The 26150-nt window shown below is 71.0% G+C and carries 26 protein-coding genes; 8 read left to right on the forward strand and 18 right to left on the reverse strand.

The window, feature by feature from the left end:
- Positions 1–34 precede the first annotated feature (34 nt).
- The 3 genes from ABZW60_RS31645 to ABZW60_RS31655 are packed head-to-tail and all read left to right on the forward strand — an operon-like array spanning position 35 to position 2635.
- Positions 35–853, forward strand: coding sequence for an aldo/keto reductase (locus tag ABZW60_RS31645; protein ID WP_355483059.1), 819 nt, complete (start codon positions 35–37; stop codon positions 851–853).
- A gap of 4 nt (positions 854–857) precedes the next feature.
- Positions 858–1838, forward strand: coding sequence for a Dyp-type peroxidase (locus ABZW60_RS31650; protein ID WP_355483061.1), 981 nt, complete (start codon positions 858–860; stop codon positions 1836–1838).
- Positions 1835–2635: a family 1 encapsulin nanocompartment shell protein gene (locus ABZW60_RS31655; RefSeq protein WP_355483063.1), complete on the forward strand. Its 801-nt coding sequence runs from the start codon at positions 1835–1837 to the stop codon at positions 2633–2635. The genes ABZW60_RS31650 and ABZW60_RS31655 overlap by 4 nt, the downstream gene beginning before the upstream one ends.
- On the opposite strand, the gene ABZW60_RS31660 is transcribed toward ABZW60_RS31655, so the two are convergent.
- The 5 genes from ABZW60_RS31660 to ABZW60_RS31680 form a co-directional block, all read right to left on the reverse strand.
- Complete coding sequence (locus tag ABZW60_RS31660) at positions 2632–3480, reverse strand: hypothetical protein (RefSeq protein ID WP_355483065.1); 849 nt, start codon at positions 3478–3480, stop codon at positions 2632–2634. The genes ABZW60_RS31655 and ABZW60_RS31660 overlap by 4 nt on opposite strands.
- Positions 3477–4091, reverse strand: coding sequence for a sigma-70 family RNA polymerase sigma factor (locus ABZW60_RS31665; RefSeq protein ID WP_355483067.1), 615 nt, complete (start codon positions 4089–4091; stop codon positions 3477–3479). The genes ABZW60_RS31660 and ABZW60_RS31665 overlap by 4 nt, the downstream gene beginning before the upstream one ends.
- A gap of 69 nt (positions 4092–4160) precedes the next feature.
- The gene (locus tag ABZW60_RS31670; RefSeq protein WP_355483069.1) at positions 4161–5405 is read right to left on the reverse strand and encodes an MFS transporter; all 1245 of its coding nucleotides are present in this window, start codon (positions 5403–5405) and stop codon (positions 4161–4163) included.
- Positions 5402–6601 carry an amidohydrolase gene (locus ABZW60_RS31675; RefSeq protein WP_355483071.1) on the reverse strand — a complete coding sequence of 400 codons (1200 nt, stop codon included), beginning with the start codon at positions 6599–6601 and terminating at the stop codon, positions 5402–5404. Before ABZW60_RS31675 ends, ABZW60_RS31670 begins: the two co-directional genes overlap by 4 nt.
- Positions 6602–6634: 33 nt before the next feature.
- Entirely contained in the window at positions 6635–7273 is a 639-nt protein-coding gene (locus ABZW60_RS31680) for a GntR family transcriptional regulator (protein ID WP_355483073.1), read from the reverse strand.
- Positions 7274–7368: 95 nt separating this feature from the next.
- Here ABZW60_RS31680 and ABZW60_RS31685 point away from each other — a divergent pair, with 95 nt between their 5' ends.
- Positions 7369–9000: a glycoside hydrolase family 32 protein gene (locus tag ABZW60_RS31685; protein WP_355483075.1), complete on the forward strand. Its 1632-nt coding sequence runs from the start codon at positions 7369–7371 to the stop codon at positions 8998–9000.
- Positions 9001–9004: 4 nt separating this feature from the next.
- Here ABZW60_RS31685 and ABZW60_RS31690 read toward each other — a convergent pair whose 3' ends face one another.
- Entirely contained in the window at positions 9005–9493 is a 489-nt protein-coding gene (locus ABZW60_RS31690; protein WP_355483078.1) for a pyridoxamine 5'-phosphate oxidase family protein, read from the reverse strand.
- A gap of 82 nt (positions 9494–9575) precedes the next feature.
- Here ABZW60_RS31690 and ABZW60_RS31695 point away from each other — a divergent pair, with 82 nt between their 5' ends.
- Complete coding sequence (locus ABZW60_RS31695; RefSeq protein ID WP_355483080.1) at positions 9576–11468, forward strand: hypothetical protein; 1893 nt, start codon at positions 9576–9578, stop codon at positions 11466–11468.
- Here ABZW60_RS31695 and ABZW60_RS31700 read toward each other — a convergent pair.
- Together ABZW60_RS31700 and ABZW60_RS31705 are read right to left on the reverse strand one after the other, a co-directional pair.
- Positions 11448–12164 carry an isocitrate lyase/phosphoenolpyruvate mutase family protein gene (locus ABZW60_RS31700; protein ID WP_355483082.1) on the reverse strand — a complete coding sequence of 239 codons (717 nt, stop codon included), beginning with the start codon at positions 12162–12164 and terminating at the stop codon, positions 11448–11450. The genes ABZW60_RS31695 and ABZW60_RS31700 overlap by 21 nt on opposite strands.
- 10 nt (positions 12165–12174) lie before the next feature.
- Positions 12175–12636, reverse strand: coding sequence for a carboxymuconolactone decarboxylase family protein (locus ABZW60_RS31705; RefSeq protein WP_355483084.1), 462 nt, complete (start codon positions 12634–12636; stop codon positions 12175–12177).
- Positions 12637–12683: 47 nt separating this feature from the next.
- Between ABZW60_RS31705 and ABZW60_RS31710 the strand changes: the two genes are divergently transcribed.
- Positions 12684–14066: a PLP-dependent aminotransferase family protein gene (locus ABZW60_RS31710; RefSeq protein WP_355483086.1), complete on the forward strand. Its 1383-nt coding sequence runs from the start codon at positions 12684–12686 to the stop codon at positions 14064–14066.
- 45 nt (positions 14067–14111) lie between these two features.
- Positions 14112–14858 carry a phosphotransferase gene (locus ABZW60_RS31715; RefSeq protein WP_355483088.1) on the forward strand — a complete coding sequence of 249 codons (747 nt, stop codon included), beginning with the start codon at positions 14112–14114 and terminating at the stop codon, positions 14856–14858.
- Between the two features lie 7 nt (positions 14859–14865).
- Here ABZW60_RS31715 and mmuM read toward each other — a convergent pair whose 3' ends face one another.
- From mmuM to ABZW60_RS31765, 10 genes are all read right to left on the reverse strand, one after another.
- Entirely contained in the window at positions 14866–15738 is an 873-nt protein-coding gene (gene mmuM / locus ABZW60_RS31720) for a homocysteine S-methyltransferase (RefSeq protein WP_355483090.1), read from the reverse strand.
- Complete coding sequence (locus tag ABZW60_RS31725; RefSeq protein ID WP_355483091.1) at positions 15722–16648, reverse strand: FAD-dependent oxidoreductase; 927 nt, start codon at positions 16646–16648, stop codon at positions 15722–15724. The genes mmuM and ABZW60_RS31725 overlap by 17 nt, the downstream gene beginning before the upstream one ends.
- Before the next feature lie 152 nt (positions 16649–16800).
- A complete protein-coding gene (locus ABZW60_RS31730; RefSeq protein ID WP_355483093.1) occupies positions 16801–17895 on the reverse strand; it encodes an esterase-like activity of phytase family protein in 1095 nt (364 codons plus the stop codon).
- 39 nt (positions 17896–17934) lie between these two features.
- The gene (locus ABZW60_RS31735) at positions 17935–18759 is read right to left on the reverse strand and encodes a M55 family metallopeptidase (RefSeq protein WP_355483095.1); all 825 of its coding nucleotides are present in this window, start codon (positions 18757–18759) and stop codon (positions 17935–17937) included.
- Positions 18760–20079, reverse strand: coding sequence for an enolase C-terminal domain-like protein (locus ABZW60_RS31740; protein ID WP_355483097.1), 1320 nt, complete (start codon positions 20077–20079; stop codon positions 18760–18762). It lies immediately after the preceding gene.
- On the reverse strand, positions 20076–20990 hold the full coding sequence (gene kdgD / locus ABZW60_RS31745; RefSeq protein ID WP_355483099.1) for a 5-dehydro-4-deoxyglucarate dehydratase: 915 nt from the start codon (positions 20988–20990) through the stop codon (positions 20076–20078). Before kdgD ends, ABZW60_RS31740 begins: the two co-directional genes overlap by 4 nt.
- Before the next feature lie 52 nt (positions 20991–21042).
- A complete protein-coding gene (locus ABZW60_RS31750) occupies positions 21043–21921 on the reverse strand; it encodes a LysR family transcriptional regulator (protein ID WP_355483101.1) in 879 nt (292 codons plus the stop codon).
- A 50-nt stretch (positions 21922–21971) separates the two neighbouring features.
- Positions 21972–22673, reverse strand: a complete 702-nt coding sequence (locus ABZW60_RS31755; RefSeq protein ID WP_355483103.1) for a hypothetical protein — start codon at positions 22671–22673, stop codon at positions 21972–21974.
- An 11-nt stretch (positions 22674–22684) separates the two neighbouring features.
- A complete protein-coding gene (locus ABZW60_RS31760; RefSeq protein WP_355483105.1) occupies positions 22685–23365 on the reverse strand; it encodes a FadR/GntR family transcriptional regulator in 681 nt (226 codons plus the stop codon).
- Positions 23362–24477, reverse strand: a complete 1116-nt coding sequence (locus tag ABZW60_RS31765; protein WP_355483106.1) for a mandelate racemase/muconate lactonizing enzyme family protein — start codon at positions 24475–24477, stop codon at positions 23362–23364. Before ABZW60_RS31765 ends, ABZW60_RS31760 begins: the two co-directional genes overlap by 4 nt.
- Positions 24478–24640: 163 nt before the next feature.
- Between ABZW60_RS31765 and glsA the strand changes: the two genes are divergently transcribed.
- Positions 24641–26104 (forward strand): glutaminase A, encoded by a 1464-nt coding sequence (gene glsA / locus ABZW60_RS31770; RefSeq protein ID WP_355483108.1) that lies wholly within the window; start codon positions 24641–24643, stop codon positions 26102–26104.
- Positions 26105–26150 lie beyond the last annotated feature (46 nt).

Genomic DNA, 26150 nt, shown 5'->3' on the forward strand with positions numbered 1-26150 from the left:
CCGGAATCCGGCCGCGGCGTGGTAGAAGAAGTGCATGAGCGCGAAGACCCGGCAACTGTCGAACGGAACTGAGATCCCGGTGCTCGGCCTCGGGGTCTGGCAGGTGGACGACGGCGAGGAGTGTGAGCGCGCCGTCCGGTGGGCGCTCGAGGCCGGCTACCGGCTGATCGACACGGCGCAGGCCTACCGCAACGAGGCCAGCGTCGGGAAGGCGATCCGGGACAGCGGCATCCCGCGCGAGGAGATCTTCCTGACCACGAAGTTCTACCCGGGCGGCAAGGACGCGCGGGTGGAGGCGGAGAAGAGCCTCGAACGGCTCGGCACCGACTACCTCGACCTGTACCTGATCCACTGGCCGCAGGGCGGGCCGACGTGGGCCTGGCCGGCGATGGAGGCCGCCGTCGACGCCGGGCTCACCAAGGGCATCGGCATCTCGAACTTCAGCGCCGCCGAGCTGGCCGAGCTGCAGAAGATCGCCCGGATCCAGCCGGTCGCGAACCAGGTCCTGTTCAGCCCGTTCGAGTACCGCAAGGGACTCGTCGAGGCCTGTGAGGAGGCCGGCGTCGTCGTGCAGGCGTACAGCCCGCTCGGCACCGGCCGGCACCTCGACGACCCGGTCATCGCGCGGATCGCCGACGCGACCGGCCGGACACCCGCGCAGGTCCTGATCCGCTGGGCGATCCAGAAGGGTCTCTCGGTGATCCCGAAGTCGATCCACCAGGACCGGATCGTCGAGAACTTCGACGTCTTCGGCTTCGAGCTGGACGACGCGCAGGTCGCCGGCCTGGACGCCCTCGACACCACGCACCTGACGGCGGACGCCCTGGCGCAGAGCGGCAAGTGGTGGTCCTGACGCCATGGTCCAGGAGGTACTGCGGGAGCCTGCCAAGGCAGCGATCTTCCTCGTCCTCGACGTGCGTCCTGGTTCCGAGAGCGTCGCGCGGGACGTGCTGGCGGACCTCGCCGGACTGACCCGCGCGGTCGGATTCCGGGTGCCGGACGACCAGCTCAGCTGTGTGGCCGGGATCGGCGCGTCCCTGTGGCGCCGGCTCTACTCCCTGCCGGCGCCGCGCGGCCTGCACCCGTTCCGCGGGGTGGCCGGCGCGCGGCACACCGCCCCGGCGACGCACGGCGACCTGCTACTCCACCTGCGCGCCCGGAGCCTCGACCTGTGCTTCGAGCTCGCCCGCCAGGTGATGGCCCGGCTCGCCGGCCACGTGAAGCTCCGCGACGAGGTGCACGGCTTCAAGTACTTCGACCAGCGCGACCTGCTCGGCTTCGTCGACGGCACCGAGAACCCGTCCGGCGCGGAGGCGGTCGCCGCCGTCACGATCGGCGCCGAGGATCCGGCGTACGCCGGGGGCAGCTACGTGATCGTGCAGAAGTACCTGCACGACCTCGACGCGTGGCAGGCCTTGCCGGTCGCCGAGCAGGAGCGGGTGATCGGCCGGGCGAAACTCAGCGACGTCGAGCTGCCCGCGGCCGACCAGCCCGCGAACTCGCACGTCGCGGTCACCACGATCGTCGACCCGGACGGCACCGAGCGGCAGATCGTCCGCGAGAACATGGCCTTCGGCGCGCCCGGATCCGCCGAGTTCGGCACCTACTTCATCGGGTACGCCGGGACCCCGGACGTGATCGAGCGGATGCTGCGCCGGATGTTCGTCGGCGAGCCGCCCGGCAACCACGACCGGATCCTCGACTTCTCGACCGCGGTCACCGGCAGCCTGTTCTTCGTGCCGCCCGCGGACTTCCTCGCATCCGCCGGCACCCGGCCGGCCACCACCAGCGCGGACGGCTCGCTGGGCATCGGCAGCCTGAAAAGGAGTCACGCATGACCAACAACCTGCACCGCGAACTCGCCCCGGTCTCGGACGCCGCGTGGGGCGAGATCGAGGAGGAGGCCCGGCGCACCTTCACCCGCGACATCGCCGGCCGCCGCGTCGTCGACCTCGTCGGCCCGGCCGGTCCGGGACTGTCCTCGGTCGGCACCGGCCACACCGAACCGGTCGAGGCACCGGGCGACGGCGTGCTCGCGCTCCGCCGGACCTCGCAGCCGATCATCGAGCTGCGGGTTCCGTTCACCGTCTCGCGGCAGGCCGTCGACGACGTGGAGCGCGGCGCGAAGGACTCGGACTGGCAACCGGTGAAGGACGCCGCGAAGCAGATCGCGTACGCCGAGGACCACCTGGTCTTCCACGGCTCCGGCGCCGCCGGAATCGTCGGCCTCGCGCCGAGCACCTCGAACCCGGTTCTCACGCTCCCGCCGGACCCGCGCGAGCTGCCGGACACGGTCGCCCAGGCCCTGCGCGCGCTCCGCCTGGCCGGGGTGAACGGTCCGTACAGCCTGCTGCTGTCCGCCGACACCTACACCGCGGTCGCGGAGACCACCGACCACGGCTACCCGATCCGCGAGCATCTGGCCCGGCTGATCGGCGACGGCGAGATCATCTGGGCGCCCGCTCTCGAGGGTGCCTTGCTGGTGTCGACCCGCGGCGGCGACTACGAGCTGCACCTCGGGCAGGACCTGTCGATCGGATACCTCTCCCACGACGCCGACACCGTGCAGCTGTACCTGCAGGAGTCGCTGACGTTCCTCGCGCTCACCGCGGAGTCCAGCGTCGTGGTCCGTTAGTTCGGCCCGTAGTTCCAGAAGTAGCCCTGGCGGCAGGTCTTCGGGTCGGGGTGCGGGTTGTCGCTCTGCCAGACGGAGAGTTTGCCGTTCGGGTCGAGGTAGCACGCCTTGCTGAGGGCCGCGGCCTCGCCGTCGGTCCTCGGGCTGGTGTACACGAGCTTGCCCGTCGCGTCGTACCCGCGGACGACGTACACGCGGCGGGCGGAGTCGGCGTGCGGGCCGCGGACCTGGAGGTACGGGACCGCGGTGTAGAAGTAGCCGTTCCGCAACACCGCCTCGACCGGCTCCTGGTTGCCGACAGCAACCGTGATGCGCTTGATGTGCGCGGCGTACGCGCCGGCGCCGATCATCCGGGGCTCGACCGCGCGGTACAGGTCCTGGTTGACGCCCTGCGGAAGGACCTGTTCGACGGCGCCCTTCGCGTCCAGCCCGCACGTGGTCCACAGACCGAACTGCTTGATGACCACCCAGGACGTCGTGTACGCGTCCGCCGGAGGGTTCGTGAACCGGAACCCGTCGAGGACCTGGTAGCGCACCGATTCCGGGGTATGCCCCGACAGTTGGCGAGTCTGCGCGCAGAGCTTCGCGAACCGCGCCTTGTCGGTCTCGTTCAAAGGTGCCACCGTCTGCGGCGGCTGCTTCGCGGGAGCCTGTCCGTCGTCACGGCGCAGTGCCGGTACGCCGAACGCGAGGCCGGCCGTCACGGCGAGGACGGCCGCCGCGGCCAGCAGCGGTACGACGCGGCCGCGCGGCTTGCGGGCCGCCTCGTGGGCGACGATCGCGGTCAGCTCGGCCCGCTGCCGTTCGCGGGTTTCCGGGCGCAGGTCCGGAGGAGAGGTGATCATGCCGGTGACTCCATCGGGGAAAGAAGATTGAGTTCGCGCAGGTGCTTACGGGCCCGCGACAGCCGGGACTTGACGGTGCCGAGCGGTACGTCGAGGGCGACCGCCGCGGCCTGCTGGTCGAGGCCCGCCCAGATGCAGAGCTCGACGATCTCGCGTTCGTGTTTCGGGAGGCGCCGCAGCGACTGCCGGGCCTGCTCGATCCGGCGGTCGTCGTCGAGCCGGCCGGCGACGTCGTCGGCGTGGTCGCGGACGTCGTGGACCAGCACATGCGCCGCCGCGAGCGCCCGGCGGTACCGGAGCTTGGCGCGCCACTCGTTCCGGACGGTGTAGTCGGCGGTGCGCAGCAGCCAGGGGAGTGCCGAGTCGCGGTCGAGGACCACGTCGGCGCGCCGCCGCCAGGCGTGCAGGAACACCGTGGAGGTGAGGTCCTCGGCATCGCTCCACGACCCGGTCCGCCGGTACAGGAATCCGTAGATCGCCTGCGCGTGCCGGTCGTACAGCTGCCCGAACGCCTCGGAATCGCCGTCCGCCGCGCGTTCCCACAGCGATCCGTCGGACGCCGCCGACGACGCCGCCACCTTCGGCCCGTCGTCCACTACCTGAACCCCCATCGACCCTCCGATCTCGCCTGACACCCCGTACGTGTCGGGCGCGCGGGAAAGGTTCCCGCCGCGGGTCGATCAGTCACGGTAGTTCGAACCGCTGTAGCGCAGGAGCGCGGGAGTCCACAGGCCCAGCGCGGCGACCAGCAGGACCAGCAGGACGGCGCTGACGAACGTCGTGATGTTGACGCCGTAGTGCTCGGCGAAGGCGCCCAGCGCGAGGGACGCGACCGGCATGATGCCGATCGCCAGCTCCTGGACGCCCAGCGCGCGACCGTGCAGGGACTCGTCGGTGGTCATCAGGAGCAGCGTCGTCTGGAGTACGCCGAACGCGGCGCTCATCACCCCGATCGCGGCGGTGAGGACGAACGCGACGACCCTGTCGTGGGACAGCGCGAACAGGGACCACAGCGTGCCCCAGATCGCCGTGCCGACGACGAACATGCCGCCCTTGCAACGGAAGTCGCCGAGCCAGGCGATCACCAGCGACCCGGTCAGGCCGCCGACGCCGGCGCAGGTGAGCAGCCAGCCGAGTCCCGCCGCGTCGAGGCCGAGCGACTCCTGGGCGAACACCGGCATGAAGGACTGGGCGACCGGCCACAGCAACGTGTTCGCGGCCAGCGTGACCAGCAGCACCGTCGAGGCGAGCCGGTTCCTGGCGATGTCCCGCAGCCCGCTGGTGACCATCCGGATCGCCGAGCCCGCGTGCGTGCCGGCCACGCGCCCGTAGCCGCGCAACGGCAGCAACGCGACCAGCGAGACGGCGTACCAGAAGGTCGAGACCCACAGGGCGGCCGGAGCGCCCAGCCCGGTGATCAGCAGCCCGCCGATCGCGGGGCCGATCACCTGCGTCATGTTGAGCGCCATCGAGTTCAGCGCGTTCGCGTTGCTGAGGTTCTGCCGGCCGACCAGGTCCATCACCAGGGAGGCGCGGGCCGGCTGCGACGGCGACTGCGCGAGCCCGATCGCGAGTCCGCCGACCACGAGCACCCAGTACGACGCCTTCCCGAGCGAGGCCAGGGTGGCGACGGTGCCGACGGCAACCAATGCCCAGGACGCCGCGATGATCAGCAGCCGCACCCGGTCGTGCCGGTCCGCGAACGCACCGGCGAACGGCCCCAGCAGCAACGGCGCCAGCCGCACCGCCGTGTAGACCGCGACCAGGAAGTCGGAGTGTGTCGTCTCCCATGCGAGCCACCCGAGCACGAGTGTCTGCGTCCACACACCGCCGAAGAAGAACAGGTTCGAGAACCAGAACAGCCGGAAGACGCGGTTGTCCCGCAGTGAGCCCAGCGTCCGATCGACCGCCGTACCGGTACTCACACCCGGAGTTCGCCGTCGCGGACGACGACCTGCCCGCCGGCGATCACGAGCTCGCGACGCGGTGCGCGCACCAGCACGTCCGGCGCGTTCTCGGCGTCGAGCAGCACGATGTCGGCCCGCGCGCCGACGGTGAGACCGTGGTTCTCGCGGTGCACGAACGCGGCGCCGTACGTCGTCGCGAGCTCGACGGCATACGTCAGGTCCTCGTCGGTGCGGAGCCCGTGCAGCCGGGCGAAACCGCGGGCCACCTGCAGCAGGTCGCCGTCGCCGTACGGCGACCACAGGTCGCGGATGCCGTCGGTGCCGAGGCCGAGTGCCACGCCCGCCGCGAGCATCTCGCGGAACGGCAACGGCGCCGAGGTCGGCGGGGCGACCGTCGTCCAGGAGATCCCGGCCGCGCCGAGTTGGTCGACCATCTCGGCCCGTCGCGCCGGCGGCAGCTCGCCGAGCGCGAACCCGTGCGACACGTTCACCTTGCCCTGCAGACCGGCCTGCACGGTGCGCTCGGCGATCAGCTCGTACTGGAAGCCGCCGAGGTCGCCGCGGTCGTGCAGGTGGATGTCGATCCCGACCTCGCGCCGGCCGGCGATCTCGAACAGCGCGTCCAGCTGGCCGACCGGGTCGCGGTCGATCGTGGCCGGGTCCAGGCCGCCGATGCTCGTCGCGCCTTCGGCCGCGGCCTGGTCGAGCAGGTCGAGGACGCCGGGCCGCCGCAGGACGCCGTCCTGCGGGAACGCCACGATCTCCACGTCGACCGCGCCGTCGAGCGCGGCCGCGGCCTCGCGCACGGTGGCGATCCCGCGCAGCCCGACCCCCAGGTCGACGTCGATGTGGGTGCGGGTGGCCGTCGTGCCGTGCCGGAGGAACTCACGCAGCACGGCCTTCGCGCCGCTCGCGCTCGGGATGCCGTACTTGTCGCGCTCGGCGCGCTCGTGGGCGATCCGGCCCTGCGTGGTCGGCTGCCCGCCGTACGAGACCCACGGCTGATCCCACCAGCTCTTGTCGACGTGCGCGTGCGCGTTCACGAACCCCGGCAGCGCGAGCAGCCCGTGCCCGTCGATCCGCTCGCCGGTCTGTGCGCCGCTCTGTGCACCGGTCCCGGTGGGGGAGAGGTCCGAGATGACGCCGTCGACGATCGTCACGTCGACCGGGTCGCCGCCCCACGGGCGCACGTCAGCAAGCAGCAAGGAGGTCATGCGACGAATGGTATACCAAAACTGTCGACCCTCTCACGCGGTCCCGCGGCTGCTCCGGAACAGGCTGCGGGACTGCGCGAGGTGCTCGGTGGCGAGCCGCCCGGCCGCGTCGATGTCGCGGTTGGCGATCGCGCTGAACAGCTCCCGGTGCTGCTCGGCGACCGCGATCAGGTCGTCGTGCTGGGTCAGCAGCCAGCGCATCCGGCTGCGCAGCGGGCGCTCGATCTCGACCAGCAGCTCGTTGGAGGCGAGCTCGGTCACGAGCTCGTGGAAGTCGGCCGCCTTCCGCCGTGCGGCGACGGCGTCCGCGGCCCGCGCCGCGGCGAACTGCTCGTCCAGCACGGCTTGCAGACGGTCGAGTCCTTCCCGGGTACGCCGTTGCGCGGCGAGCCGGAAGGTCAGCGGCTCGAAAGCCGACCGGACCTCGGTGAGGTCGGCGATGTCGGAGTCGGTGAACGTCCGCACCACCGCCCAGGACCGGGGCCGCAGCGTCACCAGTCCTTCGCCGACGAGCGCCTTCAAGGCCTCCCGCACCGGCACCCGGCTGACGTCCAGCGCGGCCGCCAGCTCCCGCTCGACCAGCCGCTCACCCGGCAGCCGCACCCCGTCCAGGATCTCCTCGCGCAGCTGTCGCGTCACCCGCCCGGTCTCGGATTCCCGACTCTCGCCCATCGACCTCTCCAGGGTTTGGTATGCCATCGTCCAGCATGCCGCACCGGCCGGTCACGGGGCGAATCAGGTGCCACCTCAGGTGTACTGTCCACGCAATGGAGGCACCGGAATCACTGACCTGGACCACATCCGCGCCGGGACGAACGGTCTCGGCGCCGTTCGTCATCTCGCAGCCGTACCTGAACTTCCGGATCAGCGGCGGCGACTACGAGTACAAGACCTGCCTGAACGTGGTCGTGAACGGCGAGATCGTCCGCACCGAGACCGGCCGCGGCACCGAACAGCCGCACCCGGCGTCGTTCGACCTCACCGACCGGCTCGGCCAGGAGGCGCACCTCGAGATCGTCTCGGAGGCCGGCCACAGCCACGTCGACGTGAGCGACATCGCGCTGAGCCCGGCGCCGGCGATCGACACGACGAAGCCCCCGCTGTACCGGGAAGCGCTGCGCCCGCAGTTGCACTTCACGGCCCGGCAATGGGCCATGCACCGGCTGAACCCGGTCGAGCGTGAAGAGGGCTGGCTGAACGACCTGAACGGCCTGGTCTTCCATGAGGGCGAGTACCACCTGTTCGCGCAGCGCTGGAACAAGTGCTGGATCCATGCCGTCAGCAACGACCTGGTGCACTGGACAGAACTCGAGCCGGCGTTCTTCGAGGAGGACCTCGACACCGGCGTGCAGTCGGGCAGTTGCGTCGTCGACGTCGGCAACACCTCGGGGCTCGCCGAGCCCGGCGGCGAGCCGGCGATGGTCGCCTTCTGGTCGCGCAACGACAACCGGTCGCAGTGCGCGTCGTACAGCCTCGACCGCGGGCGGACCTGGACGCACTACGCGGGCAACCCGATCATGGACCTGCCCGAGCGCGATCCGATGGTGTTCCGCGATCACCGGCGCTCGCAGTGGGTGATGGTGCTGTACGGCGACGACCGGTACCAGCTGCTGCGCTCCGGCGACCTGCTGCACTGGGAGGCGCTGGACAGCTCGATCGCGGACAGCTTCGAGTGCCCGGACTTCTTCGAGCTCCCGGTCGCCGGCTCGGACGAGTCGCGCTGGGTCCTCGTGCGCGGCGACGGCCGCTACTCGGTCGGCAGCTTCGACGGGAAGGCGTTCGTCGAGGAGACCTCGCAGTTGCAGGTCGACGGCGGGCCGCACTTCTACGCCACCCAGAGCTGGGCCGCCGATCCCGCCCCGCGCCGTGTCCAGGTCGCGTGGATGCGCGGCGGCCGCTACCCGAACATGCCGTTCAACCAGCAGGTGAGCATCCCCTGCGACCTGACCCTGCACCGTACCGCTGACGGCCTGCGGATGTTCCGCACCCCGGTGCCGGAGCTCGCAAGTCTGGAGCGCACCCGGCACACCTGGCCGTCCCGGGTGTTGTCGGTGGACAGTCCGTGGCGGATCGGTACGGCGTGGCCGTTGCTCCGCATCACCTGCGATGTGGCCGTGCCGGCGGACGGCGAGCTGGCGTTCGACATCTGCGGCACGCGCGTCACGGTGACGTCGGGCCGCATCGCCGTCCTCGACGGTGAACAGCCGACGATCACCCCGCTCACCAAGCTCGACATCCTGGTGGACACGACGTCCGTCGAGGTGTTCGCGAACGACGGTGAGGCCTCGCTGACGGCCTGCGTCCAGCCGGGGCACTTCGAGCTCACTCTGACCGCGTCCGGAGCCGATTGCGCGATCGAACGTCTCGACGTCGCCGAGCTCGAGGCGATCTGGCCGTAGCTGGTCAGCTCGCGCTCTTCTCCTTGACCAGGTCCTCGACGGCCTTCGGGATCGTGGTCTCGAAGTCGAGCAGCTTGGCCCACGTGAGCGTGATCGTGATGACGACCATCTCGTCGTACAGCGCCTTCACACCCTCCACCCAGGACGGGTACTGCTCGTCGGTCATGACCTTGTGGCCGGCGATCAGGTAGCCCTCGGGGACGCCCTGCACGGTGGTCACCTCGGCGGTGCCGCGGAGCAGCAGCACCTTGGGCGGGAAGGCGCCGGTGTCGATGGTGAGCGCGACCTTCGGGTTCTTCCGGAGCGCTGCGACCTTGGCGGCCTTCGGAGCGGTGGCGATCCGGAGCTGGTCGCCCTCGACCCAGAAGCCGATCGGCACGACCCGCGGGTCGCCGTCGAGGCCGTCGTAGGCGAAGCGGGCCGGCTCGGGGCCGTTCAGGAGCTGCTGGGCGTAGGGCTTGGCGAGGATCTCGGCGATCTGCTGCTTGTTCATGTCGGTTCCTGTCCGTGAGGTCGGTTCTCATCAGGGGGACGGAGCCGCCCGGTGGTTCTCGACATCGATAGGTTGGCGCATCGTGGAAAGTTTTGATCTCGGTCGCGGAACGGTCCGGCTCGCCGACGACGGGTCCGTCGCGCAGGTGCTGCATCCGGACGGTCGCAGCGTGTTGCTGGACGACGGCGTGGTGCACGACAGCCTGCACGCCTGGGGCAAGGGGTTCGTGATCACCGACCGTGGCGCGCACCGCTTCGACGCCCCCGCGTTCACCCGGTGGCGGAGCAGCGGCATCGACCTGATGTACCGGTTCGGCGACCTGGAGCTGCGCGTCGGCCGCCGGTTCGGCGAGCAGTGGACGGAGACCTACGAGCTGCGCAACACCGGCGCCGATCCGGTCGAGATCGGCTCGCTGGCGGTGAGTACGCCGTACCGCGACGTCTACACGTCGAGCCGCGAGAGTCTCACCGGCGCGGTGCACGCGCATGTCTGGACCGGCGGCGCGGACGCCTGGGTGTGGGCGGTGCCGATGGACGGCAGCGGCCCGGGGCTCGGCCTGCAGCTGAAGGAGGGCGAGCTCTGGGCGTACTCGGTCGAGTCCCGCGAGCCCGGCACGAGCAGCAACATCCGCGGCCACATCTACCTCCACGTCACCGACCACGCCCGCGCTCCGCACGCGATGGGCGGCCAGCCGACGAAGGTCCTGTACCCCGATCAGTCGTACCGCTGGACCTGGCAGCTGGCCTGGTACGACGACCTGCCCGCGTTCCACGCCGACCGCGCGCCGCTCATCGACGCCCCGCGTCTGGCTGCCGAGGTGGGTGAGACCCTCCAGCTCACCGGGATCGCTCCCAGCGAGCTGACCGGTGGCACGCCGGGAGTCCAGCACGTCGAGGCGACGGACGGCACTCGCACGGCACGGATCGCGGTCCTCTTCCACGAACCGCTCCGGACCGTCGCCGAGCGCCGTGCCCGCTTCATCCTCGACCGTCAGCGCCGGCCGGAGCTCGACGGCAGCCGCAAATATGCGTTCGTGCCGTACGACGACGACAGCGGCCTGACTGTTCTGTCGAGCGCGTGGCGCGACTGGTCCGACGCCCGCGAACGCGTCGGCATGGCGCTGCTCCTGCAGGAGGTCCGCGAGCGCGGCTGGGGCGACCGCGCCGAGCTGGACGAGGCGCTGACAGGGTACGAGCAGTTCGTCCGCGACCACCTGCTCGACGACCAGGGCACGATCCAGGACGACAGCATCCACCAGAACGCCGTCCGGCTGTACAACTTCCCGTGGTTCGCCCGCTTCCTGCTCGGGCAGGGCGATCGCGCCGGGGCGACCCGCATCCTCGACCGGTACTACGAACTCGGCGGCGACCACTTCCTCGCCTTCGACCTCGGCCCGCTGCTGAGCGAGCTCGGCCTGCACGACCACCTCGTCCGGCACGCGAAGACCTTCATCTCCTACGGCGACGAGCTGCCGCCGCACGAGGTCAACTACGAGCAGTCGATGGTCGCGCCGCTGCTCGAGCTGCTCGTCTCGGCGTACCGGGTCGCACCGGACGAGATCGACGGCGCCGAGCTGACCCGTCGTCTGCCGTGGCTGACCGCGTTCGCCGCCGACCAGCCGGACGTGCGGCTGCGGCACGTCCCGATCCGGCACTGGGACGGCTACTGGTTCGGCCGGCTGCGGTTGTGGGGCGACGTCTTCCCGCACTACTGGTCCGCGTTGAGCGCGGTCGTGTACGCCGCCTGGCCGCGCGAGCTCGTGACGCCCGAGCAGGCCGCCTGGCTGGACCGCGCGGAGGACGCGATTCTCCGCGCGAACCTCGTCAGCTTCGCCGCGGACGGATCGGCGACCTGCGCGTTCGTGTACCCGAGCTGCGTCAACGGCCAGCCCGCCCACGTCGCCGATCCGCTCGCGAACGACCAGGACTGGGCGCTCGTCTACGCGTTGCGACGACTAGCCCAGCCGGGGGAGTAGCTCCCGCAGCTGCGCCATCACGTAGTCGTGCACGCTCGTGCCGTACGAGATGCGGGTGGCGCCGGCCGCGGCGAGTTCGGCCGGCGTCGGGCCGCCGGTCTTCGCGTGGCCGTTGATCGGTCCGCCGACCGCCTCGGCCACCTGGGCCAGTTGGTCCAGCGGAGCGAGGATCGGGTAGACGCAGTCGACTCCGGCGCGGCGGTACTCGCGCCCGCGCCGTACGGCCTCACCCACCGGGTCGTCGACCGGGCGGATGAACGTGTCGACGCGCGCGTTGATCACCAGCTCGGCCCCGGCGGCGGCCCGCACCTCGGCCAGGTAGTCCGCCTGTCGCGCGACGTCGACCAGCGCGCCGCCGGCCGAGTCCTCGAGGTTGCAGCCGACCGCGCCGGTCTCCAGCAACCGCTCGGCGAACTCCTTGGGCGGCAGGCCGTACCCGGCCTCCATATCGGCCGTCACCGGTACGTCGACGGCGCGGGCGATCTGCGCGACCGCGGCGAACATCGTGTCCGGCGGGGTCAGCTGCCCGTCGTCGTACCCGAGCACGCGGGCGACCGCGCCGCTGCTGGTGGCCACGGCGGCGTAACCGGCCTCGGCGACCAGGCGCGCGCTCACCGGGTCCCACGCGTTGGGGAGGACTAGGGGAGCGTCGCCGGGCCGGACGTGGTGCAGGGCCCTGAACAGTTCGGCAGTCATCGATGCGACCTCACGGCTTGTAGTGACCGGGCTCCATCCTCCCGGTCACCCCCACCCGGGTCCACATGTTGATCGTGATGATCAACGCGATCAGCCGCGCCAGGTCCTTCTCGTCGAACGCCTCGGCCGCGACCTGGTACACGTCGTCCGGGACGTGGTCGACGCTGATCAGCGTGATCGCCTCGGTCAGCTGCAGCGCGGCCTTCTCCTGCTCGGTGTAGAACTTCTGCGCCTCGCGCCAGACCGGGAGCAGCGCGATCCGCTGCTGCTGGTCCTCGCCGAGCTCCCGCAGGTCGAGGGAGTGCATGTCCGTGCAGTACGCACAGCCGTTGATCTGCGAGGCCCGGATCCGCACCAGGTGCGCGAGCTTCGGGTCCAGCCCGGTGTCGGACACCCGGTCCAGCTCGATCATCGCCTGGTAGAAGTCGGGCGCCAGGTTGGCGAGCTTGACCCGCCGCGTCGTCGTTGTCATGTGCTCCAACCTATGACCGAATCGGCCCAGGTGTATGGTCCACTTCTATGGAGGATCCAGGGGCCAATTCGACCGGAGCCGACCTGCATCTGGAGCTCGGTGCGGCGCGCGGCCGGGGCGACCTGGTGCGGGCGCTGCACGAGTCGATCCGGAGCGGGCGGCTGGTGCCGGGCACCCGGCTGCCGTCGTCGCGCTCGCTGGCGAAGGATCTCGGGATCGCGCGGAACACGGTGGCCGACGCGTACGGGCAGCTGGTCGCGGAGGGATGGCTGACCGCGCGGCAGGGGTCCGGGACGGTGGTCGCGAACCGGGCCGCGGTCCCGCCGGGGCCGGCGGTTCTGTTGCCTGAGGCCCGGACCTTCCGGTACGACCTGACGCCGGGGGCGCCGGACGTGGCGACGTTCCCGCGCACCGAGTGGCTGGCGGCGGCCCGGAAGGCGCTGACCTCGGCGCCGAACGAGGCGTTCGGGCTGGGTGATCCGCGCGGCCGGATCGAGCTGCGGACGGTGCTCGCGGACTACCTCGCCAGGGCGCGCGGCGTCCGGGCCGACCCGGAGCGGATCCTGATCTGTTCGGGCTACGTGCAGGCGCTGAGCCTGCTGAGCGAGGTGGTCCGGAACCTCGGCGGGACGACGATGGCGGTCGAGGAGTTCGGGTACGGGCTGCATCGCGACGTCATCCGGGCCCGTGGGCTGGAGGCGGTCGCCGTGCCCGTCGACGAGCTGGGTGCGCAGACCTCGCAGCTGACCGGGCAGGGGGTGCTGCTGACGCCGGCCCACCAGATGCCGACGGGCGTGCCGCTCGCGCCGGAACGCCGTACGGCCGCGGTCGAGTGGGCGCGGGAGTCGGGGGCGGTGCTGATCGAGGACGACTACGACGGGGAGTTCCGGTACGACCGGCAGGCGGTCGGGGCGTTGCAGGCACTCGACCCGGAGCGCGTCGTCTACACCGGCACGGCGAGTAAGAGCCTCGCGCCCGGACTGCGGCTGGCGTGGATGGTGCTGCCGCAGCGCCTGATCGAGCCGGTCGTCGCCGCGAAGCGGACCGCCGACTACCAGACCGCGACCGTCGAACAGCTCGTCCTCGCGGAGTTCATCGCCTCCGGGCACTACGACCGGCACGTCCGGCGGTCCCGCCTGCATTACCGGCGCCGCCGCGACCGCCTGGTCGAGCTGCTCGCGGTCCGCGCACCAACCGTCGAGGTCGCCGGCATCTCGGCCGGACTGCACGTGCTGCTCGACGTGGCCGGTGATGCCGAGGACATCGTCACCCGGGCGGCCCGCCAGGGCCTCGGCCTCGCGTCGCTCTCGACGTACCACTTCGACCCGACGCCGGCCACCCGCCAGGCGGTGATCGTCGGCTACGGCACGCCGCCCGACCATGCGTACCCCGGCGCCCTCGATCTGCTCTGCCAGGTGCTCGGCGTGTGATAAATCCGGCGACGCCGGCCAGCGCCGCCGGAATACTGGTCGGCCATGGATGAGGTCGAGGTCGTCGTCGCGCATTCCGAGCGTGCGACGCTGCGCGTCGGGGACGTGTTCCTGAAGGTGGACTCCGATCCGGCGCGCCTCGACGCCGAGGTCGAGGCGATGACCCTCGCGCCGGTCCCGATCCCGGAGCTCCTGTGGCGCAAGCCGAACGTGCTGGCGATCGCCGCGGTCCCGGGCTCGACGCTCGGGCGTCTCGGCGGGCCGTCGACCGGGTCGCCCGCGGCCTGGGCCGCGGCGGGCGCCGCCATCCGGACGATGCACGAGGCGCCGCTGCCACCCCGGCAGGGCCAGGCCGGCCGGAGCATCGCGACGCTGACGGCCGAACTCGACACCGAGTGCGAGCTGCTCGTGAGCAAGGGCGTCCTGCCCGCCGACCTGGTCGCCCGCAACCGCGAGGTCGCCGAGGCCGCGCTCCGGCCGTGGGCCCCGGCGTTCACCCACGGCGACCTGCAGATCGCGCACCTCTTCCTCGATGGTGACGAGGTCACCGGCATCATCGACTGGTCCGAGGCGGGTCAGGGTGATGCCCTGTTCGACCTGGCCACCTTCACGCTGGGCCACGAGGACCACCTCGGCGACCTCCTCGCCGGGTACGGCGCCGACGTCGACCTCGACGTGATCCGGGCGTGGTGGTCGTTGCGGAGTCTGCTGATCGTGCGCTGGCTGATCGAGCACGGCTTCGATGCCTTCGCGCCGGGCTGCGAGGTCGACGTCCTCAAAGCACGGATGTGAGGCAGGTCTAGGTCACGCTCGCCGCGAGCGCCCGGATGTCGTCCGGGCCGACTCGACAGCAGCCGCCGACGTACGTCGCTCCTGCGGCCACCCACTCGCGGGCGAAGGTGTCCGGCCCGGTGCCGTCGCCGACCCAGTGCCGGGCGATCGGGTCCCACGCCCCGCCCCGGTTGGGGTAGGCGATCGCGGGCCTGCCGGTGGTGGCGACCGCGGTCCGGACGGCGGGCAGGACGTCGGCAGGCTTGCAACAGTTGATGCCGATAGCAACCACCTGGGTAACGGCCGGGATGCTGAAGGCTTCGGTGAGCGGCTGGCCGGCCCGGGTGCGGTCGCCGTCGATCGAGTACGAGAACCAGGCGGGGACGCCGAGATCGCGGATGAGCTCGACGAGCACCTCGGCCTCCTGGGTGTCCGGGATCGTTTCGACGGCGAGCAGGTCGGGGCCGGCGGCGGCCAGGAGTTCCAGGCGAGGACCGTGGAAGTCGCGCAGGACGGCCGAGCTGACGCCGTACCGGCCGCGGTACTCCGAGCCGTCGGCGAGCATCGCGCCGTACGGGCCGACGGAGGCGGCGACCAGCCGGCCGGGGAACTCGTCGCGGACCTCGCGGGCGATCCGGACCGAGCTCGCGATCAGGCGTTCGGCCTCGGTGCGGTCGACACCGGCGCGTTCGAAGCCGGCCAGGCTGGCCTGGTAGCTCGCCGTGGTCGCGACCATCGCGCCGGCCTCGTAGTAGGCGCGGTGCACCGCAGCGATCTCTGCCGGATCGTCCCGCAGCAGCCGGGCGGACCACAGCGCGTCGGACAGGTCGTGGCCGCGGTCCTCCAGCGCGTTGGACAGGCCGCCGTCCAGGATGACCGGCAGGTCAGACGCCTTGGACAAGTTCGAAGACCTCGTCCGCGCAGCCCCAGGAGACGGTGACGCCCGAGCCGCCGTGGCCGTAGCAGTGGATGATCGGCTCACCGGACCGGGTGCGGACGAGTTCGCACCGGATCGCCGGTCGCGCCGGCCGCAGCCCCACCCGCTGCCGGACGACTTTCGCCGTGCGGAGCTGGGGAACCAGCTCGGCCGCGCGCTCGAGGATCTCCGACGAGGTCGTCGGGTCGACCGTCAGGTTCCAGTCGCCGGGCTGGCTGGTGCCGCCGACGACCACGTCGTTCGGGCGTGGGATCACATACGTCATCTCGTCCGGCGAACGGTCCGCGATCAGCCACTCGGTGAGCCCGCACGGTTCGACCGTCAGCACCTGCCCGCGGATCGGCGTCACCGTCGGGTCGCTCGCGGTCAGCCGGGCGCCCAGCCCGGTGCAGTTCACGACCAGGTCGGCCCCGGTCGGCAGCGCGGACAGCGCCGCGCGGGTCAGTGTCCCGCCGGCCGCCTCGAGCCGTTTCACCAGCGCCGGCAGGTACGCCGGCATGTCGATCACCGGGGTCGTGAACGCCCACCCGTCCGCGAACCCGACCGGCGGCGACCCGACCCGGCTGAGATCGGGCAGGACATCGGCCCACCCCGGATCCGGCGTCCGCTCGACCAGGAACTCGCGCCCGTGCAGCAGTCGCACCGACGGCTCGACCTCCGCCAGCTTCGCGAACTCCTCGTACGACGTCCGCGACCAGCCGGCCACCCGGTCCTCCGGCGCCGACAGGTACGGGTACCAGATCGCGGCCGCCACCGACGACGTGGTCTCCAGCGGCAGGTCGCGAGCGAACACCGCCACCTCGTACCCGCCCTCGGCGAGCCTGATGGCGCAACTGAGCCCGATCACGCCCGCCCCGACAACGATCACGCGCATTCACACAGTGTTACGCACGCACGGACATCACACCACCCGGCGGCGAATCTGCAGCTCGACAGGAGGTGTCCGCCGGTCGGCGCGACTCTCAGGCGTGCGCCGGTCCGCGCCGACCGTTCAGTGGACGTATACGTACTGTCGAGCTGCCGCGCTCAGTGGAGGTTGACAGCCAGCGAGTAGAAGCGGGTGATCTGGGTGGCGCCGTTGTTGTCGTCCGACATCAGGTACAGCTGGCGCCGGCCGCCCGGGAGGTAGCCGCCGAGGGCGAGAGCCTCGACGTTGTCGAGCAACGGGTTCGGTTGCGGCTGCTTGGCGACCGCACCCGACGGCGGGCAGTCCACCAGGTCGAACAGCAGCTTCTTCCGCAGGAAGACCGATGACGGTACGTCGGCCAGCGAGGCCACCTTCGAGACATCGGCGGCCCGGCGCAGCGAGACGGTGAACACGCGGATCGTGTTGCCGACGCCCGGCGTGTACGTCCGCTCCATCGACACCAGCTCCGTCGGTCCCGCCGACGCGAGCTCGACGAGTGCGAGCCCCGGGTCGGGCTGGTAGGCGTACTGCGCCACGGGCCGGTACGCGTGGCCGGGCAGACCGGCGTACCGGATGATCCGGTTCCGCGTGCGGTTGCCGGTGTCGGTCCCGTCCGATGCGAGCGGCCCTTCCATCCCGGCGTACAGCGACAGGCCGTCGCGGCTCACCGCCAGAGACTCGAACGTCGCGTTGGCGGTAGCTTCCCCGGCCGGCGCGACCAGGAAACGGGCCGGCACCGGGAGCTCGCCGATCTGCTTCCCGTCCGACAAACGGAAGCGGCGGATGGACGGCTCGCGCTCCGACGTCGCCAGGATGGTCCGGTCGCCGCGCTCGACGACCAGCCCCTCACCGTCGAAGTCGCCGCCGTTGTACGGCGTGCCGTCCGGGCGCCGGAGAATCGTCATCCCGTCGACGCTCACCGACGTCGGCCTGCCGTTGACGTGCAGGTCGAAGACACGGGCCGGCGTGGTCCCGACGTTGTCCACGAGCGCGACCGCGCTGTGCGGCCCGGTCACGTTGAGCGCCGACAGGCCGGCCACCGGCTGCCCGCCGAACGTCGTCTTGTCCAGCGCGTCGCTGAACCCGAGGAGCGTGGCGTCCGGCGAGCACACCCCGCCGCCGCCGTCGTGCGTGTCCGGCATCGCCGACGCGGTGAGCGTCGTGGTGAGGGCGGTCAGGACGACAGCTGCGGCCAGCGGCTTCTGCCAACGCATTCCGGGCTCCTAGGGAGAGACGACAGCACCGGGGCAAACCTACTCGCTGACGCCGCGGCTCAGCAGGACGGTCGCGATGAAGGTCCGGTAAAGCCGCAGCGGATCGTCGTTGCGCAAGGCAACGACTCGCTCCTCGCGCCGCTCGACGCCGCGCAGCTCGCAGGCCAGCTCGGCGAAGGCCCGGGTGTGGAACCGGACGGTCAGCTCGGCCGGCAGCGTGATGCCCGGCAGCCGGATGTCGCTCACCCGGGCGAGCGCGCGGCGGGCACCGTCGTGGATCAGCTCGCGCGCGCGTTCAGGATGGACCGACAGCGCGGCGTTGTGCGACACCGAGTCCTTCACCACGACCGACTCGATGTCCGGGCAGAACGCCTGCGCCTCGTCGATCGTGACCCGGTCGCCGGAGATCAGCACGACCGGCACCCGGCAGGCGAGCGCCACCAGCGCGTTGATGCCGGCCTCGCCGGTGACCGTGCCGTTCAGCCGGACCTCGGCGATCGCCCGCGGGTTGTAGGTGTGGTGCAGCACGGACGACGTCGCCCCCGCCGACCCGTGGTAAGAGACGAAGAACGCGGCGTCGAACGACTCGTCGAGGCCTTGCATCATGTACAGCGGCTTGTGTTTCCCGGACAGGTAGCTCGCGCGTCCGTGCAGTTCGTCGGGGCGGAGGTTCTGCATCGTCGAGTGCGAGTCGTTCACCAGGAACTCGGTCCCGCCCGCGGCCAGCGCGCCGTCGATCGCGGCGTTCACCTCGGCCTGCAGCTGGCCCCGGTAGTACTCGTACTCCGTGGCGGGGCCGCGCGCCTGGCTCCAGTCGACGACTCCCGCCGTACCCTCCATGTCCGTTGACAAGAAGACCTTCATCTACCGCACCATACAAGGCCGTTTCGGGTCGAACTCCCAGTCCTCGATCAGGGACCGCATCGCGATCGCGTCGTCGCGGGCGCCGAGCCCGTGCTCCAGGTACAGCTCGTGAGCGGCGGCCAGTGCGTCCCGGTCGAGCTCGACCCCGAGCCCCGGCCGCGTCGGTACGGCGATCTCGCCGCCGGCGATCCGGAGCGGGTCCTTGGTCAGCGCCTGCCCGTCCTGCCAGATCCAGTGCGTGTCGAGCGCGGTGATCTCACCCGGTGCGGCCGCGCCGACATGGGTGAACATCGCCAGCGAGATGTCGAAGTGGTTGTTGGAGTGCGAGCCCCAGGTCAGCCCGAAGTCGTGGCACAGCTGCGCGACCCGCACCGATCCGGCCATCGTCCAGAAGTGCGGATCCGCCAGCGGGATGTCGACGGCGTCCGTGCGGATCGCGTGCGCCAGCTCGCGCCAGTCGGTCGCGATCATGTTCGTGGCCGTGCGCAGACCGGTCTGCCGCTTGAACTCGGCCATCGTCTCCCGCCCGGAGAACCCGGGCTCGGCGCCGCACGGGTCCTCGACGTACGCGAGGACGTCGTCCAGTCCCGAGCAGACCGCCACGGCTTCGCGGACCAGCCACGCGCCGTTCGGGTCGACGGTGATCCGCGCGGACGGGAACCGCTCGTGCAAGGCCCGGACCGCGTCGATCTCGACGTGCGGATCGAAGACGCCGCCTTTCAGCTTGAAGTCCGCGAACCCGTACCGCTCCTGCGCCGCGACGGCCAGCTCGACCACCGCATCAGCCGTCAACGCCGGCCTCCGCCGCAGCTGCAACCAGCTGTCCTCGCCGGCTTCGGTCCTGTAGGGCAGGTCGGTCTGTTCTACGTCGCCGACGTAGAACAAGTAACCCAGGACGGGGACTGCGGCGCGTTGCTGTCCTTCGCCGAGGAGTTCCGCGACAGGTACGCCGAGGTGCTGGCCGAGCAGGTCGAGCAGCGCGCACTCGAGCCCGGTCACGGCATGCACCGTCGTCCGGAGGTCGAAGGTCTGCAGCCCGCGGCCCTCGCTGTCGAGGCCTTGGAATCTCGTGGCGATGGACCGGAGGATGCTCCGATGGTGGGACAGCTCCTTGCCCACCACCAACTGAGCGGCTTCGCGGATCGTGCCGGCGATCTTCTCGCCGCCGGGGACCTCTCCGAGGCCGGTGTTGCCCGCGCCGTCGGTGACGATCACTACGTTGCGGGTGAAGAACGGACCGTGCGCGCCGCTCAGATTGAGCAGCATGCTGTCGTAGCCGGCGACCGGCACGACCTCGACCGACGTGACGGTCGGAGTCATCGGACCTTCCCGATCAACTCGGTGAGCTGGGCGAGCTCGTCCTGGGTGAGGTCCTGCAGCGGCGGCCGTACCGGTCCGGCGCCGCGGCCGATCGCGTTCACGCCGGCCTTCACGATCGACACGGCGTACCCCTTGGTCCGGTCGCGGATGTCCAGGTACGGCAGCACGAACTCGTTCAGCTTCCGGTACACCGAGACGCGGTCCTGGGCGATCACGTCGGCGTAGAAGCCGAGCGCGAACTCCGGCACGAAGTTGAAGATCGCCGAGGAGTACGTGCTGTACCCGAGCTGCAGCAGCGGCAGCGCGAACGTCTCGGCCGTCGGCAGCCCGCCGACGTACGTGAGCCGCTCGCCGACCCGCGCATAGGTCCGGGTCATCTGCTCGACGTTCCCGACGCCGTCCTTCAGGCAGACCAGGTTCGGGTTCCGGTCCGCGAGCTCGGCGACCGTCACATCGCTGAGGATCGCGTTCGCCCGGCTGTAGACCGTCACCCCGAGGCCCGTGCTGCGGCAGACCGCCGACACGTGCTCGATCAAACCACGCTGACCCGCCTCGGTCAGGTACGGCGGGAACAGCAGGATCCCGTCCGCGCCCGCCGCCTCTGCCGCGCGCGCCCCCGCCATCGCCGACGCGGTCCCGCCCGTCGCCGGCGCGATCACCGGGACCCGCCCGTTCACCTCGGAGACAGCCGTGCGGACGACCATGTCGATCTCCTCCGGCGTGAGGGAGAAGCCCTCGCCGGTACCGCCCGCGGCGAACAGACCTGCGACGTCGTACTGGCTCAGCCAGGACAGGTGCTCGCGGTACCCGGCCTCGTTGAAACCGAGGTCCGCGTGGAAGTGCGTGACGGGGAACGACAGCAGCCCGGTCTTCAGCTGCGCGGCGAGTTCCGCGGGGGAGTAGTGGGTCACGCCGGTCAGCGTAAGAACCGCGGTGGATACCTGTCCAAGATCGATTTTGGATCTAATGATGCTCTGGGAGCATCGTGAGGACGCGCTGCAGGACCGGGCTGATCGCGTCTCGGCGCCAGATCGCGTGCAGCTCGACCGGCCCGCCGGGGCCGTCCAGGTCGCAGTACGTCACGCCCTCGACGCCGAGGTGCCGGGCCGACGCGGGCACCAGCGCGACGCCGCGACCGGCCGCGACCAGCAGGATCACGGTGAGGATCTGCTGCACCCGCTGCTCGATCCGCGGGTGCGACTCGGCGAGGAACCGCACGGTCAGCTCGTGGAAGTACCGGGCCTGGGTGGGCGAGTAGCTGATCACCTGCTCGCCGCTGAAGTCGGCCGACGTGAGCGGCCGGCCGAGGGCGGCGAGCCGATGGTTGCCGGGGACAACGGCACACAAGGGTTCGCGGGACACGATGCGTGAGTCCAGGACGGCGGCGTCGAACGGCGGCCGCCCGAGCCCGAGATCCAGCTCGCCGCGCAGCAGGCCGTCGATCTGCGCCGGCGTGACCCGCTCGTGCAGGATCACGTCCACGTCCGGCAGCTCCTCGGACATCCGGCGCAGCAGCGGGCCGAGCGTCCGGATCGCCGACGTGGCGGTGAAGCCGAGCCGCAGCGTCCCGGCCGCGCCCTGGTCGACCCGGCGGGCGAGATCTCCCGCGGTCTCGACCAGCGCGAGCAGCCGGCGCGCCTCGGTCAGGAACGCCCGCCCGGCCTCGGTCAGCTCGACCTTGCGGTTGTCGCGCTCCAGCAGCCGGGCACCGACGGCCCGCTCGAGTTTCTGCACCTGCCGGCTGAGCGGCGGCTGGGTCATGTTCAGCCGCTCAGCGGCGCGCCCGAAGTGCAACTCCTCCGCGACGGCGACGAAGGCACTCAGCTGGTCGAGCGAGAACATGATGCACGAAAGGTATCACTCGGTGCGATATGGGCGTTGGAAACGCATGGCTAGACAGGCCAGCCGTTGGCGGAGAGGGCGTTCAGTACGGCGGTGCGCTGCGGGTTCAGCGGGACGTACAGAAGCGTCTTGCCGTCCGGCCCACGAAGGCGGACGTAACGCCTTCCGACTGTGCTCGAGGTGACGGCCGTCCGCTGCACGACCTGCGAGGCAAGCGTCCCGCGGGTAACCGTCACCCGGTCCGGCCGGACGGCGACGGTCAGCTTGACCCGCAACGCATGCCGAACAGACAGCCAGACCAGCCCCAACGCAAGCAGGACGCCAGGCCCCATCACCGCGAACATGATCGCAACCGGCGACCCACCCTCAAACGCCAACACCAACACCCCAGCAGCAACAACCCCCGCTACGCCCAGCCACCTGTTGGTGTTGAGGGAGCTGGGGGAGTTCGTCTCGGGCGTGGCAAGAGTGGGGGACCAGGGCCAGCCTTCGGCTTGGGTGGCTTGGTGGAGTTCGTCTGCGTCGAAGCGGGCGAGGGGGATTCGGCCGGTGGAGGTTATGCCGTCGAGTTGCAGGTACGGCCGGCCGCGGGACTCCACGATGCGCAGCACGCTGTCGTCGTTCCGTACGAGTTCCCATGACGAACCGGACGCACGCACCGCGGTGATCCCGTCCGGCCGGACCTCGATCCAGTCCGGATGCCGGCGCCCGGCGCGCGGTGCCGGTTTGCGGGCGTGAACGAGCTGGGGCATGCCGTGCAACGCTAGCCGGGATGCCGGGTCAACCGGTGCCGGGTACCCGACAGGTGCACGCGCATCGCCGCCCGCGCCGCCTCCGGATCCGACCGCGCGATCGCCGCGCCGATGTTCTCGTGCTCGTGCACCACCCGGGTCAGGTGCTCCGGATCCGACATCTCGTACGCCGGGTCGAGCCGGGTCCGCGGCAGCATGATCATCATCGGCCCGAGTTCGCCGACCAGGTCCGCGTAGAACCGGTTGCCCGAAGCAACAGCAACCTTGAGGTGGAACGCGAAGTCCGCCTCCACCGACCGGCCCGGATCGTCACCGACGCGCCGGAAGTCGTCCAGCGCCCGCTCGATGCCCTTCAGCTGATGGTCGGTCCGCCGTCCCGCGGCCAGCCCCGCCGCCTCGCTCTCGACGCCGATCCGGAAATCCATCAGGTCCAGCACGTCGCGGTGCGAGCGCACCTCGCGCAGCCCCGCCGTACGCTCCGGGACCTCGAGCACGAACGACCCGCGCCCCTGGAACGTCTCCACCAGCCCGGCCGCCTGCAGCCGCGACACCGCCTCGCGGACGACGGTCCGGCTGACACCGAACTCCTCGACCAGGCTGTTCTCCCCCGGCAGCTTCGCACCGGGCGCGATCCCGCCGTCGAGGATCCGCCGCTTCAGGTCCTCGACGATCTGGTCGGCCAAGCCGCTCACGAGAACTCGCAGCTGTCGACCGTCCAGCGGGCGCACTGCTCGGTGGTCGTGAAGCCGAGCCCTGGCCGGTCGGGGACCAGCATCCGGCCGTCGACCGTCTCCAGCCGCTCGTTGAACAGCGGGTTCAGCCACTCGAAGTGCTCGACCCAGGGCTCCCGCGGGTACGCCGCGGCGAGGTGCAGGTGGATCTCCATCGCGAAGTGCGGCGCGAGCTGGAGACCGTGGTGGTCGGCCAGCGTCGCGAGCTTGAGGAACGGCGTGATGCCGCCGATCCGGGGCGCGTCCGGCTGGATGATGTCGGCCGCGCGGGCCTCGATCAGCCGCACGTGCTCGCCGACGCTGGACAGCATCTCGCCGGTCGCTATCGGGGTGTCGAGCGCCGCCGCGAGCTCCGCGTGCCCGAGCGCGTCGTACGCGTCCAGCGGCTCCTCGATCCACACCAGCCCGAACTGCTCCAGCACCCGGCCGATCCGCAACGCCGTCGGCCGGTCCCACTGCTGGTTCGCGTCCACCATCAGCGGGACGTCGTCGCCGAGGTGTTCGCGCACCGCCCGGACGCGCTCGAGGTCGATCCGGCTGTCGGGCTGGCCGACCTTGATCTTGATCCCGCCGATGCCGTCGGCCAGCGACGTCGACGCACGCTCCTTCACCTCCCCGATCGGGGCGTGCAGGAAGCCGCCGGAGGTGTTGTACGCCCGGACCGAGTCACGGTGCGCGCCGAGCAGCTTGGCGAGCGGCAGGCCGGCTCGCTTGGCCTTCAGGTCCCACAGTGCGATGTCGATCGCGGCGATCGCCTGCGTCGCGACACCCGAGCGGCCGACCGAGGCGCCGGCCCAGAGCAGCTTGTCGGACAGCTTGGCGATGTCGGACGGGTCCTCGCCGATCAGGTTGGCCGCGATCTCCTTCGCATGTGCGTACTGCGCCGGTCCGCCGGCCCGCTTGGAGTAGCTGAACCCGAGACCGTGCTGGTCCTGCTCGGTCGCGATCTCGGCGAACAGGAACACCACATCGGTCATCGGCCGCTGCCGCCCGGTCAGCACCTTGGCGTCACTGATCGGCTGGTCGAGCGGGAGGACGACGGACTTGAGCTGCACGCGGCGGATGCGGTCCATGCCGGGTGATCATACAAGTAGCCGACTTGTCCTACAATGCCTTCGTTTGATGCGGTCGTAACACCAGGTGACTGCTCCGGAAACACAAGAAGGACAAGCTGCTGCGCGCCGACAGCGTGGTCGTGCACGCCCGCCTGCCGCCAGCTGGGGAAGGAAGCAGCCAATGGACGTCTCGGAGAAGCTGCTCCGGTCGTACGCGACGATCGACACCGACGACGACGGCCGGATCTGGTCCTGGGAATTGCTCAACACTCTCGGCCGGGCCGGGATCATGCCGGACGATCCGCGGGTCCGCGCGGCGCTGGACGGTGTCCGTGACGCCGCCGGCCGGCCCGCGATCACGCCGTACGCCCAGCCTGTGCAGCTCGATCTCGACACGTTCGCCGAGGTCGCGCGGCACGAGGTGATCCAGCGAGCGCTGACCGGTGATCTGGCCGTTCCCGCGGACGAGTTCGCGGCGTTCGCGCACGCCGTGGAGCGGATCCACACCGACCTGCTGGACGAGCGGTCCGGCGAGACCGCGGACTACATCCCGACCTTGCGGGACGCCGATCCGGAGAAGTTCGGGATCGCGATCTGCACCGCCGACGGCCAGGTGTTCTCGATCGGCGACACCGCGGCGGAGTTCAGCGTCCAGTCGACGTCGAAGCCGTTCAACTACGCGATCGCGCTGGAGCAGCTCGGCCCGGAGGAGGTGCACCGCTGGGTCGGCCAGGAACAGAGCGGCGGTCCGTTCAACGATCCGCTCCTGTCGCTGGGTGCGGACGGCCGGCCGCACAACCCGATGATCAACGCCGGGGCGATCGGGACGCTCGCCCTGGTCGACGCCGGCAAGGATCTGTCCGCCAGGTTCACCACCGTCCGGGACACGTGGGCCGCGATGACCGGCGAGCGTCCGCAGCTGCACGGGGCGACGTTCCTGGCCGAGCGCGAAACCGGGTTCGGGAACGTCATGTTCGCCAACGCGCTGGCGCGGAACGGGAAGCTGTACGGCGCGAGCCCGACCGACCGGCGTGCCCCCGAGGACGCCACCGAGCTCTACACCATGGGCTGCTCGCTCACCATGACCGCCGACAGCCTGGTGAAGGCCGGTGCCACGCTCGCGAACGGTGGAGTCGCGCCCTTGAGCGGCCGGCAGGTGTTCTCCGAGGAGACCGCCGCCCGCGTGCTGTCGATGATGGGCCACAGCGGGATGTACAACGACTCAGGGCAGTTCTCGAACGAGGTCGGGCTGCCGGCCAAGAGCGGGGTGTCCGGCAACGTCTTGATGGTCGTGCCGTCGAAGCGGATGGCCGTCGTGGTGTTCTCACCGCGTCTGGACGCGGTCGGCAACTCGGTGCGTGGGGTCGAGGTGTGCAAGCGGCTCGTCAACGAGTTCGGCCTGCATCCGTACCGGAGCATGGGCGCCGAGCGCGGCCGCGCCGCGGGCCAGCTGGTCGGTGCGCTCAACGGCGCCGACAGGCGAGCCGAGGCGGCCAGCGCGGCCGACCGCGCACTCGGCGGCCTGCCGAGGCCCGGATCCGCTCGCCCGAGCACCGCGCCGGGCACAGCGGCGGTCACGACGGCCGAGCAGCCCGCGGCGGTCTCCGTGACCCGACCCGGCGCCAAGCCTGTGCAGCAGCTCTGATCCCCAGGCCATCACAACCGAACGGCCCCCGGCACGCTGAGCGTGG

The sequence above is a fragment of the Kribbella sp. NPDC003557 genome (assembly GCF_040610805.1).
Taxonomy (GTDB): Bacteria; Actinomycetota; Actinomycetes; order Propionibacteriales; family Kribbellaceae; genus Kribbella.